The following is a 13,042-nucleotide window of genomic DNA, read 5'->3' on the forward strand; positions in this document are numbered from 1 at the left end:
TTTTCAAGCGCGCGGACTGACTTAAGCTTGCGCTTGCGGTCTGTCAATGTAAGCTTGGGCTGACGATTATCGGGGATAAGATCAGTATGGGGCGTTGGACGAAGTTCAGGCAGTTGGCCGTGGTGGCGGTCTTGACCTTGACCGTGGCGGCCTGTGACAAGCCGACGCTGGACGAGCGTCCGCCGGAGCCCGGCGACGTCGCCGTGGCCCGCATCGACGGCCATACCATCTGGGCGTCGGACGTACGCTACGAAGCCATCCAGCAGGGGCTGATCGGCGATGGCGAGCCCTTCGATCTGGCCTCTCCGCTGTTCCGCCGCACGCTCGAAGAGGTCATCGACCAGAAGCTTCTGGCGCAGGCGGCCCTGAAAAAGGGCATCGACCGCACCGAGCTGGCGCAGCGGCGCATCGCGGCGGCGCGCGAGGACATTCTGGGGCACATGCTGCTGGAATCGAGCGTCGACGCCGCCATCGACGACAAGAAGGTCAAGGATCTCTACGACGAGCAGGTCAAGCTGGCCCAGAAATCGGAGGAGATCCGCGCCCGGCTGATCCTCGTCAAGACGCGGCCCGAAGCCGAGAACGTCGTGCGTCAGCTTCAGGGCGGCAGCCTGTTCGAAGCCATGGCCATGGAACGCTCCGTCGATCAGGCGACGCGCTTCAACGGCGGCGACATGGGCTATTTCACCACCGACGTCATCCCCGAAAGCTACCGCGCCACGCTGATGGCCGCCAGGCCGGGTCAGATCGCCGGGCCGGTGCAGATCGACGGCGGCTGGGCCGTGTTCAAGGTCGAGGAACGCCGCCCGGAACAGCCGATGACGATCGAGGAGGCGCGTCCGGGCATCGTTTCGGCGCTCAAGCTGGAACAGGTGCGCGGTCTGCTCGAAGGGTTGCGCGACGGCGCGCGGGTCGAGTTTCTGGTCAAGGGGCTCAACAGCAACGAGGACCGCGAACCGGCTTCGGCTCCGGCCGGCGCCGTGGGGGCCAGCGCCAGCGACAGTTCATCGGGCGACGGCGTGGGCGAAGGGCCGGAAAGCGCCGACGCTTCGGCATCGTCTTCGTCTTCGCGGTCGGCGGCTAAGAAGTAATCTCTCCTCCCCTGCGGAGCGGGAGAGGGCCGGGTGGCCGGTGCCAGACCACGAAGGGGGGGAGGGACCATTCCGCACGCGCCCCATACAAAAGTCTTCACAGCGTCATGATTTGAGGCTAAGCCGCGCCTTTTGTTCCTTTTGACTGGAGCCGCGCGCCATGAGCAAGCCGCCTTCCTCGACCGGCAAAACCACCGACACCCCTGTCGCGGCGTCCAGCCAGGAACGTACCTCGTCGAGTCCGCTCGGTGCGGCGCTCGATCCTTTGGCCAGCGTGCTGAAAAAAGCCGTTCAGACCGGGGCCGAACTGGTCGGCGTCCACACCTCCGCTGCTCCGGCTCCTGCCGCCGAAGCCGTGAAGCCGGCCACGGGCAAGCCGGGTCTGGCCGTCTCGCCGCTGGCCGTCGATCTGCCGCCCATGCCGCCGGTGCCGGGCGTCGAGATCGCCATCGCTCAGGCCGGTTTCTATAAGCACGCACGGCCCGACCTGCTGGTGATGACGTTCGCCGAAGGCACGACGGCGGCGGGCGTCTTTACGCGCCACACCATCGGTTCGGCGCCGGTCGACTGGTGCAAGAAGCAACTGGCGGCCAATGAAGGCAACGAAATCCGCGCGCTGGTCGTCAATGCCGGCTGCGCCAACGCCTTTACGGGCAAGCTGGGGGCCGACGCCGCCCGCCGCACTGCCGCTGCCCTGTCACGCCGGCTCGATTGCCGCCAACGCGACATCCTGCTGGCTTCGACCGGCGTCATCGGCGTGGTGCTGGACGATTCCAAGATCGCCGCGCAATTGCCGCTGATCGAGGAGTCGTTCAAGGCCGACGCCTGGCACGCGGCGGCGCAGGCCATCATGACCACCGACACCTTCCCCAAGGGCGCGTACGAAACCGCGCAAATTGACGGGGTGGAGGTCAGGATCGCCGGCATCGCCAAGGGTTCGGGCATGATCGCGCCGGACATGGCGACCATGCTGGCCTTCATCGTCACCGACGCCACCCTGAGCGCGGGCGTGCTGCAAAGTCTGCTCGGCCTCTATACGCGCACGACCTTCAACAGCGTGACGGTGGACGGCGACACCTCGACCAACGACACGGCGCTGCTGTTCGCCACCGGGGCCGCGGGCGCACCGAAGATCAGCCGCGCGGGCGACAGGCGTCTGGCCGACTTCCGCGACAAGCTGGAGAAAGTTATGCATTCTCTGGCGACCCAGCTTATCCGCGACGGCGAAGGCGCGACCAAGTTCGTCAAGGTCACGGTTACGGGGGCTTCGTCGCCCGCGTCTGCGCGCAAGATTGCCAAGTCGATCGCCGAAAGCCCGCTGTGCAAGACCGCCTGGGCCGGTGAAGACGCCAACTGGGGCCGCATCGTCATGGCCGTCGGCAAGACCGAGGAAGAGGTGGACCGCGACCATATCGCCATCCGCTTCGGCGACCTCGTGGCGGCCGAAAACGGGGCGGTGTCGCTGACCTATAACGAGGCGGCGATGAGCGCCTATATGAAGAACGAAGAGCTGGAGATCAGCGTCGATGTCGGCGTCGGTCGAGGTTCGGCGCACGTCTATACCTGCGACCTGACGCACGGCTATATCAGCATCAACGGCGATTATCGGTCGTAAGCGCCAGTCTTGGCCGATGGCGTCGCAGTCGTCGCTCGGCTGTATTCATATGCAGCCGCCGCTAGCCGGCTAGAGCGCAATCCGATAAAGTGGGCACCCCTTTTCGGAAAAATTGCGCGACCACTCAAAAACTTAGAGCGAGATGATGTTTCCACTTTAAATCATCTCGCTCTAGCCCTCGACTCAAGACTGACGCTTATGCGACAAACATACCTCCCTGGCTATGCCGGGGAGGGGGACCGCACGAGCCGCCAAAGGCGGTGAGATGTAGTGGTGGGGTTTCTTATCTCAAGGATGTGGCATGAAAACCGTACTCGTCGTCGCGGCGGCTCTGATCGACAATGACGGGCGGGTGCTGATCGCCCAGCGCCCGGAGGGCAAGTCGCTGGCCGGGCAGTGGGAGTTTCCCGGCGGCAAGGTCGAGCCCGGCGAAACCCCCGAAGCGGCGCTGATCCGTGAGCTTGAGGAAGAGCTGGGCATCACGACCAAGGCCGCCTGTCTGGCCCCGTTCGTCTTCGCCTCGCATACCTATGAGACGTTTCACCTGCTGATGCCGTTGTACCTGATCCGCCGCTGGGAAGGCACGCCGCAGGCGAAGGAGCACACCGCGCTAAAATGGGTACGGCCTAAGGACATGCGCGACTATCCGATGCCGCCGGCGGACTTGCCGTTGGTGGCGTATCTGAACGATTTTATTTGAAAGGCTACGACATTGTGTCGTGGCCCCGATAAGTCGATTAATTTTTAAGTAACTTGCTGATGCCCCATACGGCTCCGCCGACTATGGCAGCACCCGCAAGGAAGGGGGCTGCTGCTGCCGCACCTGCTACTGTTGCGGCGCCTATCACAGTGGCTTTCGCCGCAACAATGCCGATACCTGCCGTAGCCGCCGTACCAATTGTGCCGCCTGTTGCAAGAGTTGCGCCCACGGCAGAACCAACCTGAACAGCGAGTGGTCCTGATTTGCTAGCATGCTTTGTTATGACGCCAGAGGCAAGGCCAACACCCGCTCCGACCGCCGTCTTCGTAACGCCGTTTTTACCGGCCATGATATCCCCTCGAATTAAAGTTAATGGCTCGTTTATTTTTGGGGAATTGGGCTGTGAGTCAATTGACTTCTATGCGGTATAACGCCGTTGTGAATTATAGCTTCCCTTCCTTCACCCCCAGCACATCGGCCAGACGCACCTTGGCGGAGCCTGGACGCAGTGGCTTTTGCTGGCTTTCATGCGGGGTCCAGCCGGACAGGGTGATGATCTCGAACGTGGCGCGCACGCCGCCTTCCGGGTGCGGATAGCGTTCGGCGTAAAGTTCAAACGCCCGGCTGAGAATGGCGCGGCTCAGCCCCTTGCGCGGGCGGTCAAACAGGATATTGGTTTCCCCCATCGCCCGCAGATCGCGCAGCAGGTTGAGCGGGTGGGCGTAGCTGACCACCACCTTGTCCGTATCGACCACCGGCATGTTGAACCCGGCGCGGCGCAACAGGTCCACGCAGTCCGGCCCTTCGGCAAACGGTGCGATGCGGGCGCCGGTGCCGCCGCGAATTTCCAGTTCGGCCTCCATCAGCACCGTGCGCAATTCGCGCAACGTTTCGCCGCCGAATTGCGAGGCGATCAGCAGGCCGTCGGGCCGCAGGGCACGGCGCAACTGCACCAGCACGCCGGGCAGGTCGTTGGTGGTGTGAAAAGCCAGAGACGACACCACCAGATCGAGCGTCTCGTCGCCAAAGGGCAGGGCCTCTTCGTCCAGCACGACGGCGGGGTGGTGCTTTGCCGACAGGTCGCTCTCGATCAGATAACCGATCTTGGCCGCCACATCCGGCATTTCGGCCAATAGCTCCGCAAAGCTGCCGTCGCGTCGGCCGATCTCCAGCGCCACCTCGAAGCGGCGATTGATGGCGGCCAGCGTATCGAGCATGTCCTCGACGCTGCGGCGTTTGAGGAAGTTGGCCGTCGTAAAATCGCCCGCCATGCGGTCGAGACGGCGGCGCAGCAGTTGACGATCGAAGAGGCGCGGTGTTGTCATGCGGTGCAGATATAGCGCATCCCGAAAAGTGTGAAGCGGTTTTCGGAACGAGATGCGCGACAGCTTAAATGGTAGGTGGGGATGCGACTGTCCATAGGGGGGCTGAAAGAGTGGGCGGAGGCGCAGGCCATCGGACCGCGTCTGCGCGGCGGTGGGGCGCGGTGGCTCGACGCTTTCTATCCGCGTCAGGCGCTGAATCACGATCCGGATTTGCGCGACTATGCCGGGGTGCGCGAGGCGGTGCAGGCCGGAGGTCTGACGGCGGGGGACTGGAGCGCCATCCGTTTCCTGACGGGGCAGGGCTGCGACATGTGCGCCCGGCCGTTCGAGGGCGGGGTGTTTCTGGGGGCCGGGGTCCTGTGTGACGGCTGCACGCAAAAGCCGTTTCCGTTCCGGCGGGGGCGGGCGGCGTGCCTCTATGACGGGGCGTCGAAGGGGCTGATCCTGGCCTTCAAACACGCCGACCGGCTCGATTTGCGACCGATCCTGTCGGGCTGGCTGTCGCGCGCCGGGGCCGACCTGATGGACGAGGCCGATGTGGTTGTGCCCGTGCCGCTGCATTGGCGCAGGCTGTTCCAGCGGCGCTATAATCAGGCGGCGGAACTGGGACGGCCTCTGGCGCGACAATATGCAAAGGACTTCGTGCCGGACGCCCTGATCCGCCAGCGTCCGACCGATGTGCAGTTCAGCCGCGCCCGCACGGCGAAGGGCCGTCGCGAAGATCGCTTCGAGAATGTGAAGGGCGCGTTTGCGGTGACGGGTGCGGGGGCGCGCCGTTTGCGCGGGCGGCGGGTGTTGTTGGTCGACGATGTATTCACGTCCGGCGCAACGCTGTCGGCCTGTGCGCGGACCTTGCTGGACGCCGGCGTGCGTCAGGTCGATGTGCTGGTTCTGGCCCGCGCCGTCCCGGCGGTGGAGGTGTAGATGCCTATACCTCCTCAGCTTGCTGGGGAGGGGGACCGTCGAGCATAGCGAAGACGGTGGTGGGGTATCTTGCGATATTTCCGCCGGCTCAGTTGCTCAAATTCAGTAAGAACCCCCACCACCACATCTCGCCGACCTCTGGTCGTCTCGTGCGGTCCCCCTCCCCGACAAGTCGGGGAGGTATGAAAAAGAGCTTATTCCCCCTGTCATTCGCGGGCCACAGGCGCTTCTTTAAAACTTACAAGCCCTTGCCTATATAATTGTTTGTGACAAGGTTACGTTTTGACAGTGAAACCCATGCCGAATATCGAAATCTACACCAAGCCCTACTGCCCCTATTGCGAGCACGCCAAGGCGCTGCTCGACGCCAAGGGCGCTGAGTACACGGAAATCGTGGCGTCCAACGATCCGGAGCTGCGCAAGCAAATGAACGAGCGATCGGGCCGCGCCACCTATCCGCAAATCTTCATCGACGGTCTGCATGTGGGCGGTTGCGACGATCTGGTGTCGCTGGACTCGCGCGGCGGTCTGGACCCTTTGCTGGCCGCGTAAATGCCCAACGCTTCCCCGTTCAAGGTTGCCCTGCTCCAGCTCACCTCGCCGGCCGATCCCGCGCGCGCCTTCGAACAGCTTAAACCCCTGTACGAAACGGCAGTGGCGGCGGGTGCGCAGCTTATACTGACGCCGGAATGTTCCAACCTGATGGAGCAGCGCAAGGAGAAGAAGGCGCAGGTCGTGACGACGCTGGACGCCGATCCCTGCGTGGCTGGCGTCAAGGCGCTGGCCATGCGCTATCGCGTCCCGACCCTGCTGGGTTCGGCCATCGTGCGCTCGCCCGCCGATGGCGAAGACCGTGCGGTCAATCGCACCCTCTATTTCGATGCAAGCGGCGAAGAGGCGGCCTTCTACGACAAGATCCACCTGTTCGACGCCACCACGCCCAATGGCGACGTCTACCGCGAATCGGCCGGCGTATGCGGCGGCGAGCGCGCCGTGATCGCCCAGACACCGTGGGGCGGGCTGGGCCTGACCATCTGCTACGACGTGCGTTTCGGCTATCTGCACCGGGCGCTGGCGCAGGGCGGGGCGTCGATGATCGCCGTGCCGGCGGCCTTCACTGTGCCGACCGGTCAGGCGCACTGGGAGGTGCTGCTGCGCGCCCGCGCCATTGAAACCGGCTGTTTCGTTTTCGCCCCGGCTCAGGGCGGTCAGCATGAAGACGGGCGTAAGACCTGGGGCCATTCGATGATCGTCAACCCGTGGGGCGAGGTCATTGCCAAACTCGACCACGACCATCCGGCGGTGCTGATGGCCGATATCGACCTGTCCGAGGTCGCCCGCGCCCGCACCGCCATCCCTCAGTTGCAACACGACAGGACGTTTGTACGCGTATGATCCGCTATGCCTTGAAATGCGAGCACGCGCATGAGTTCGAGGCGTGGTTCTCGAACTCGGCCGCCTTCGACGAACAGAAGGCGAGGGCGCTCGTCGAGTGCCCGCATTGCGGCAGCGCACATGTGGAAAAGGCCATCATGGCGCCGATGGTGCGCACGTCCGAAACGGCCGAAAACAGGCACGCCGATATGCGCAAGGCCGTGGCCGAGGCGATGTATAAGGTGCGTAGCCACGTCGAACAGAATTTCGACTATGTGGGCGAAGGCTTCGCGCGCGAGGCTCGTGACATGCACGAAGGGCTGGCGCCGGAGCGCCCCATCTATGGCGAGGCCAGCCGCGACGAGGTGCGCGAACTGATCGACGAGGGCGTGCCGGTGGCGCCGCTGCCCATTCCGATCGGCGAAAAGCCGAAACCCAAGACGCTAAACTGAACTCTCCTCCCTACGCTTTAGCGTGGGGAGGTGGCATTTTTCGCATAGCGGAAAATGACGGAGGGGGATTTCTCCGTCACTTCAATATGCCGTGGCCCTGGTTTCTTCCGTGTCGTCCCCCTCCGTCTGCTCACTGCGTTCGCAGCCACCTCCCCATCGCTTCGCGACAGGGAGGAGAGTTGATGCCGACACGCGGGAGGAGGGTGTTAACGCTTTCTTGGCCGCGCTCTTGCATAGGTAGGGGCGAAGGAGCCGCCATGAAACATCTTGCGCTGATCGCTATTCTTCTGACGACGCCGGTTATGGCCGCGACGCCTGCGGTCAATCCGCTGTCGAAGGAGCCGCTCTATGCGGCCATCATCAAGGACGCCGGGACGCTGAAGACCCGCACGCAACGTCTGGCCAAAAGCCCGTCCTTAAGCCTTCTGAGCTCGTCGGGCTTCAAGTCCTATGCGCATGATATCCGCGACTTGTCGGAGCGTAATCTGAAGGGCCATCTCGACCTCAAGGCGCGGGGCACGGACAACGATCTGAAATGCGTTTTGAAGGGCGTGTCGGTCGATTTGCCGATCCGTTTGCAAGCCATCGAAGACGCGAAGACGCCTGACGCGCTCAAGGGGGCGCTGGATGACATGGTCTATCTGCTCGAAGACAATATCGAGGTCATCGTGACTCCGGCCACGACGGATTCGGGTCTCGACTGCGTGATCGAGTTCGGGAACTCGTAAGATTTATTGACCACGGAAAACACAGAAAGCACGGACGTCATTGCGTCGATCTATTCGCGCGAAGCGTTCTAGATCATTATGTTTTCTTACGGAAACATAATGATCTAGATTTTGTTTACGTCCTCGCCGGGCGGTGGCTCCGCCACCTTGGCCGCCGCCGCGATGGCGGCTTGAGCGGAATGATTCCATCAGGAATCATTCCGCTCTAATGTCGCTATTGACGCCATTGATGTGAGAGCCCTTCGGGCACGCTTTTTCAAGCGCTCGGAGTCCGTGCTTTCTGTGTTTTCCGTGGTTCTATTTCTTCAACACCTTCACCACGTCCTTCGTACTCAGCATCTGCCCCAGCACCACGGGATCGGCATTGCCCTTGCCGTAATAGACGTAGAGCGGCACCCCGGAACGTCCGTTCTGGCTGAGATATTGCGAGATGGCCGCGTCCTGATTGGTCCAGTCGCCGACCATGTACACCGTACCGGTGGTCTTCAGCGCCTCGCGGAAGGCTTTCGTTTCGAAAACCAGCCGCTCATTGACCTTGCACGTCACGCACCAGGCGGCGGTCAGATTGACCAGCACCGGCTTGCCCTGCGCGCGCAGTTCGGCGATGCGCGCGGTGGAAAAGGCTTCGTGATCGACCGCTACGCGCACCGGGGCGTCGGGTTTCTGCACGGCGGCAGCCGCGGCGACGGCCAGCGCCATGACGATGAACACCGGCCGCAACACACGCGGCCCTCGCGGCCACCACAGACCCGCCGTCAGAAGCGCACAGGCCAGCACCAGCGCGAACAGGCCCAGCCCCGATACCTGCTGGGCGAAGACCCACAGCATCCACAACGCGGCCCCGTACATGGGTACGGCCAGAATGTGCCTTAGCCGGTCCATCCACGGGCCGGGTCTGGGCATCTTCGCGGCCACGGCGGGCACATAGGTGATAAGGAAGGTCAGGGCGACGACCGGCAGGGCGAAGCCCAGCCCCAGGGCGAGGAAGATGGCGAAGCTGACCAGCCCGCCCTGCGCCAGAGCCACGCCGATGGCCGTGGCCATGAAGGGCGCGGTGCAGGGCGCGGCGACCACGACGGCCAGCACGCCGGTCAGCAAGGCGGTCACGTCGGGGTTATTGACTGACAAGCGTCCGCCGGCCAGCGATTGCAGGCCGGAACCAATCTCGAACAGGCCGGACATGTTGAGCGCTACGGCCAGCAGCAGCAGGGACAGGGCCGCCGTCACCCACGGCGACTGCAACTGAAAGCCCCAGCCCAGCGCCGAGCCGAGCCAACTCAACAGCCCGCCCAGAAGAGCGAAGGTGATCAGCACGCCGAGACCGTAAAAGAGCGACTCGCGCCGACCTGCCGCGCCGTCATGCCCGGCCTTGGCCAGCGCCAGCAGCTTCATCGACAGCACCGGGAAGACGCAGGGCATCAGGTTGAGGATCAGCCCGCCGACAAAGGCCAGCGCCATGGCTGCCAGCACACTGCCGAGATTGATGGCGGGACGGGCTGCGGGCGGTGCCCCCAATCCGCGCGCGGCAGCGGGTAACGTGCCGGGGGCGGCGCTGATCTGGTACGAGCGGCCCGAAGCGAAACGGATGACGGCTTCGAATGGGCCTTCGACAGCGGATTTGGTTTTCAGCGCGAAGGTAAAACCCTGCGGACCCAGTTCGATGGCCTGTTTGGCGGCGGGGTCGATGACGCCGCCTTTCAGCGGGAACAGATAGGCCCCGCCGGGGTGGGCAAAGTCGGTTGCCGCCGTCGCATCGGCGGGCGCGATCAGGCCCAGCGTCAGGGTATCACCGGTGACCGCATAGGCGCCGTCGGTCTTCAGCGGGACGGGCAGAGCCGCGCGAATTTTACTGAAATCCGTCAGTGCTTCGGACTTTGGCGTGACCTTGAGGTCGAGCGTCAGATTGACCGTCTCCGGCACGCAGACCTTTTCGCAGACGAGGAAATCGACCTGCGCGCGGAGGGGCAGCACGCCGTCCTTCAGCACTGAGCCGTTGGTGATCTGCGCCAGGAGGGCCGTCTCGCCGCTATAGCCGAAATTGGTGAGGCCCATATAGGGCTGCACTTCGGGGGTGGGGAAGACGAGGTCGGACGCGGTGACCCCGGTGGGCAGGGTCCACGTGACTTTCGGCGCAAGGCCGGTATCGCCGGGATTCTGCCAGTAGGTGTGCCAGCCTTTCAGCGGCGTGTGGCGGATGGCCAGCCAGACCTCACCGCCGGGGACGACGGTGGTTTCGGCGATCAGTTCGGTGGTGAGGTGCGCGGTCTTGACCGGCTCGGCCTGAGCGGCAGAACAGAGGGTGAGAAACGCGAAGACCGACGCGAAAAATTTAAGCACGCTATCACCAGAAATATGCCCCCTCTCCCTTGAGGGAGAGGGTTGGGGTGAGGGGGACGACGAGAGCAGAGCGTGGGGCTCCCCCCTCATCCGCCGCTATCGCGGCACCTTCTCCCTCAAGGGAGAAGGGAAATCACAGATTCACATTCAGCTTTCGCGCCAGCGCCAGTACCTCACTGCGCAGCGAGCCATAGGATGAACCCATCAGCTTCTGGATGGCCTTTGCCGCCTGATCGCGATCCAGCGACAGGATCATGCGCTTGACCTGACCGATGCCGGCAGGCGGCATGGACAGGCGGTTGAAGCCCAGCGCGATCAGCACGAAGGCCTCCAGCGGCTTGCCGGCGATTTCACCGCACACCGATACCGGCGTGCCGGAATCCTCGGCGGCTTTCTGGATGGCCGACAGGGCGCGCAGCATCGGCGGCGACAGCACGTCGTAGCGGTCCGACATGCGCGGATTGGTGCGGTCGGCGGCAAACAGGTACTGCGTCAGGTCGTTGGTGCCGACGCTGGCGAAATCGACCATCGGCAGCAGGGCGTCGAGGTGGAACAGCAGCGACGGACATTCGATCATCACGCCCACGCGCAGGATATGCGGCAGCGGCCGGCCGCGGCGGCGGGCCCACTGACATTCGATATCGACCAGTTCGCGCGCCTGACGGAATTCGTCGACCGAGGCGACCATGGGGAACATGATACGCAGTTCGCGGCCCTTGGCGGCGGTGAGCAGCGCGCGCACCTGCATCCGCAGCAGGGCCGGGCGGTCCAGCCCCATGCGGATGGCGCGCCAGCCCAGAGCCGGGTTTTCCTCGCGCTCGGTCTCCATGTAGGGCAGGATCTTGTCGCCGCCGAGGTCGAGCGTGCGGAAGATGACCGGCTTGTCGCCCGCCGCGTCCATCACCCGCTCGTACAGTTCGGTCTGGCGTTTCAGGCGCGGCAGGTCTTCGGAAACCATGAACTGGAACTCGGTGCGGAACAGGCCTATGCCTTCGGCGCCGGTCTCCTGCATGATTTCCAGATCGAATTCCAGACCGGCATTCATCAGCATGGCGACGCGGTGGCCGTCCAGCGTCACCGCCTCGACGTCTTTCAGCTTTTCAAACTCGGCGCGACGGGCCGCGCGCATGTCCATGCGCGACACGGCGGCGCCCAGAATGTCCGGACGCGGACGCAGATAGGCTTCGCCGGTTTCGCCGTCGACCACGACCTGATCGCCCTGATTGACCTTGTCGCGCAGGCGGTCCAGCCGCCCGACGCAGGGGATTTGCAGGGCGCGCGCCACGATGGCGGCGTGGTTGGCCGCCGAGCCTTCTTCGAGCAGGATGCCTTTCAGCTTCTTGCGATCGTATTCCAGCAGGTCGGCGGGGCCCAGATCGCGCGCCACCAGAATGGCGTTGTCGGGGATTTCGCGGGCCACCGTATTCTTGCCCGCCAGTACGCGTAACAGCCGGTTGCCGAGGTCTTCGAGATCGTGCAGCCGCTCGCGCATATAGGCGTCGCGGGCATTGTTGAGCTTGGCGCGCTGTTCGTTGCGCACGCGCTCGACGGCGGCTTCGGCGGTCAGGCCCGAGCGCACGGCCTCGACCAGATTGCGCGTCCAGCCGCGGTCGTGGGCGAACATGCGATAGGTTTCGAGCACGTCGAAGGTCGGCCCGGCCAGACCATGCTGACCTTCGAACATCTGATCGATCTGATCGCGCAGGTCGCCGATGGCGGTCAAAAGCCGCGCCTCTTCGGCGATGGCGTCGTCCGACAGCAGATGATCGGGGGTGACGGGTACCTCGTGCAGGATGACGACGCCTATGGCAATGCCGTCGGCGAAACTCGACCCCTTCAGCCGCTCCGGCCGTTGGGGGGCGATTTCGATGTCTTTCAGCTCGTCATCGCTGACGAGGTCGCCGGCCACCATTTCAGCCAGCACCATGGCGATGATCTGAAGGTCTTCGACCTCGTCCTCGCCATAGGTGCGCATGGCCATATTCTGCACGACCAGCACGCCGATGGTACGGCCGCCGCGCAGCAAGGGCACGCCGAGGAAGGAGTTATAGGGGTCTTCGCCGGTTTCCGGACGGTAGGCGAAGCTGGCGTGCGACGGCGCGTCGTTGAGGTTCAGCGGCTGACCCGAACGGGCGACCTCACCGACCAGACCTTCGCTGAGGCGCAGGCGCGTATTGTGGACGGCTTCGCGGTTGAGGCCTTCGGTGGCGAACAGTTCCAGTTCTTCGGAAGTGCGGCGCAGATAGATCGAACACACTTCGGCGATCATCGAGCGGGCGATGATTTCCACCACGCGGTCCAGACGGGCCTGGGCCGAGGCGCCATCGGCCATGACTTCGCGGATCTGCCGCAGCAGACCGCGCTGACCGCGTGCACCCTGAACCAGACTTGGACTCAACGCTTGGGCTCCCCATACAACCGTTTGTCCCGATAATGGGAAAGGTTTTCGCGGCTGTCTACAGAGCCTTGTCCCCCGAGACAAGTCACGAAGACTTT

The 13,042-nt window shown here is 63.9% G+C and carries 12 protein-coding genes; 8 read left to right on the forward strand and 4 right to left on the reverse strand.

The genetic code is table 11. The annotated features are described in order from the left end of the window. Nucleotides 1–86 precede the first annotated feature (86 nt). From LH365_RS02320 to mutT, 3 genes are all read left to right on the forward strand, one after another. Complete coding sequence (locus LH365_RS02320; protein WP_226744604.1) at nt 87–1,091, forward strand: peptidyl-prolyl cis-trans isomerase; 1,005 nt, start codon at nt 87–89, stop codon at nt 1,089–1,091. A gap of 160 nt (nt 1,092–1,251) precedes the next feature. After that, complete coding sequence (argJ, locus tag LH365_RS02325; protein ID WP_226744605.1) at nt 1,252–2,706, forward strand: bifunctional glutamate N-acetyltransferase/amino-acid acetyltransferase ArgJ; 1,455 nt, start codon at nt 1,252–1,254, stop codon at nt 2,704–2,706. A gap of 301 nt (nt 2,707–3,007) precedes the next feature. Then, nucleotides 3,008–3,406: an 8-oxo-dGTP diphosphatase MutT gene (gene mutT, locus LH365_RS02330; protein ID WP_226744606.1), complete on the forward strand. Its 399-nt coding sequence runs from the start codon at nt 3,008–3,010 to the stop codon at nt 3,404–3,406. 37 nt (nt 3,407–3,443) lie between these two features. Here the strand turns inward: mutT and LH365_RS02335 are convergent, their stop codons facing one another. Continuing rightward, nucleotides 3,444–3,755, reverse strand: coding sequence for a hypothetical protein (locus tag LH365_RS02335; RefSeq protein ID WP_226744607.1), 312 nt, complete (start codon nt 3,753–3,755; stop codon nt 3,444–3,446). Between the two features lie 94 nt (nt 3,756–3,849). Beyond that, nucleotides 3,850–4,731, reverse strand: coding sequence for a class I SAM-dependent methyltransferase (locus tag LH365_RS02340; protein WP_226744608.1), 882 nt, complete (start codon nt 4,729–4,731; stop codon nt 3,850–3,852). Between the two features lie 81 nt (nt 4,732–4,812). Between LH365_RS02340 and LH365_RS02345 the strand changes: the two genes are divergently transcribed. From LH365_RS02345 to LH365_RS02365, 5 genes are all read left to right on the forward strand, one after another. Continuing rightward, nucleotides 4,813–5,655 (forward strand): ComF family protein, encoded by an 843-nt coding sequence (locus LH365_RS02345; protein WP_226744609.1) that lies wholly within the window; start codon nt 4,813–4,815, stop codon nt 5,653–5,655. Nucleotides 5,656–5,952: 297 nt separating this feature from the next. Further along, entirely contained in the window at nt 5,953–6,207 is a 255-nt protein-coding gene (grxC, locus tag LH365_RS02350) for a glutaredoxin 3 (protein WP_226744610.1), read from the forward strand. Further along, nucleotides 6,208–7,050, forward strand: coding sequence for a carbon-nitrogen hydrolase family protein (locus LH365_RS02355; RefSeq protein ID WP_226744611.1), 843 nt, complete (start codon nt 6,208–6,210; stop codon nt 7,048–7,050). It begins immediately after the preceding gene. Then, nucleotides 7,047–7,481 carry a DUF1178 family protein gene (locus LH365_RS02360; RefSeq protein ID WP_226744612.1) on the forward strand — a complete coding sequence of 145 codons (435 nt, stop codon included), beginning with the start codon at nt 7,047–7,049 and terminating at the stop codon, nt 7,479–7,481. Before LH365_RS02355 ends, LH365_RS02360 begins: the two co-directional genes overlap by 4 nt. 257 nt (nt 7,482–7,738) lie before the next feature. Next, nucleotides 7,739–8,209, forward strand: coding sequence for a hypothetical protein (locus tag LH365_RS02365; protein ID WP_226744613.1), 471 nt, complete (start codon nt 7,739–7,741; stop codon nt 8,207–8,209). A gap of 297 nt (nt 8,210–8,506) precedes the next feature. Here the strand turns inward: LH365_RS02365 and LH365_RS02370 are convergent, their stop codons facing one another. Together LH365_RS02370 and ptsP are read right to left on the reverse strand one after the other, a co-directional pair. After that, entirely contained in the window at nt 8,507–10,546 is a 2,040-nt protein-coding gene (locus tag LH365_RS02370) for a protein-disulfide reductase DsbD (protein ID WP_226744614.1), read from the reverse strand. A 133-nt stretch (nt 10,547–10,679) separates the two neighbouring features. Continuing rightward, nucleotides 10,680–12,878 carry a phosphoenolpyruvate--protein phosphotransferase gene (ptsP, locus tag LH365_RS02375; RefSeq protein WP_226745431.1) on the reverse strand — a complete coding sequence of 733 codons (2,199 nt, stop codon included), beginning with the start codon at nt 12,876–12,878 and terminating at the stop codon, nt 10,680–10,682. Nucleotides 12,879–13,042 lie beyond the last annotated feature (164 nt).

The organism is Asticcacaulis sp. AND118 (genome assembly GCF_020535245.1).
Lineage (GTDB): Bacteria > Pseudomonadota > Alphaproteobacteria > Caulobacterales > Caulobacteraceae > Asticcacaulis.

Excerpts from the sequence above, each read along its gene's own strand:
- LH365_RS02365 (WP_226744613.1), top strand. The coding sequence starts at position 7,739 with ATGAAACATCTTGCGCTGATCGCTATTCTTCTGACGACGCCGGTTATG.
- LH365_RS02335 (WP_226744607.1), bottom strand. The coding sequence starts at position 3,755 with ATGGCCGGTAAAAACGGCGTTACGAAGACGGCGGTCGGAGCGGGTGTT.
- LH365_RS02360 (WP_226744612.1), top strand. The coding sequence starts at position 7,047 with ATGATCCGCTATGCCTTGAAATGCGAGCACGCGCATGAGTTCGAGGCG.
- grxC (WP_226744610.1), top strand. The coding sequence starts at position 5,953 with ATGCCGAATATCGAAATCTACACCAAGCCCTACTGCCCCTATTGCGAG.
- LH365_RS02345 (WP_226744609.1), top strand. The coding sequence starts at position 4,813 with ATGCGACTGTCCATAGGGGGGCTGAAAGAGTGGGCGGAGGCGCAGGCC.
- LH365_RS02320 (WP_226744604.1), top strand. The coding sequence starts at position 87 with ATGGGGCGTTGGACGAAGTTCAGGCAGTTGGCCGTGGTGGCGGTCTTG.
- ptsP (WP_226745431.1), bottom strand. The coding sequence starts at position 12,878 with ATGGCCGATGGCGCCTCGGCCCAGGCCCGTCTGGACCGCGTGGTGGAA.
- argJ (WP_226744605.1), top strand. The coding sequence starts at position 1,252 with ATGAGCAAGCCGCCTTCCTCGACCGGCAAAACCACCGACACCCCTGTC.
- mutT (WP_226744606.1), top strand. The coding sequence starts at position 3,008 with ATGAAAACCGTACTCGTCGTCGCGGCGGCTCTGATCGACAATGACGGG.
- LH365_RS02355 (WP_226744611.1), top strand. The coding sequence starts at position 6,208 with ATGCCCAACGCTTCCCCGTTCAAGGTTGCCCTGCTCCAGCTCACCTCG.
- LH365_RS02340 (WP_226744608.1), bottom strand. The coding sequence starts at position 4,731 with ATGACAACACCGCGCCTCTTCGATCGTCAACTGCTGCGCCGCCGTCTC.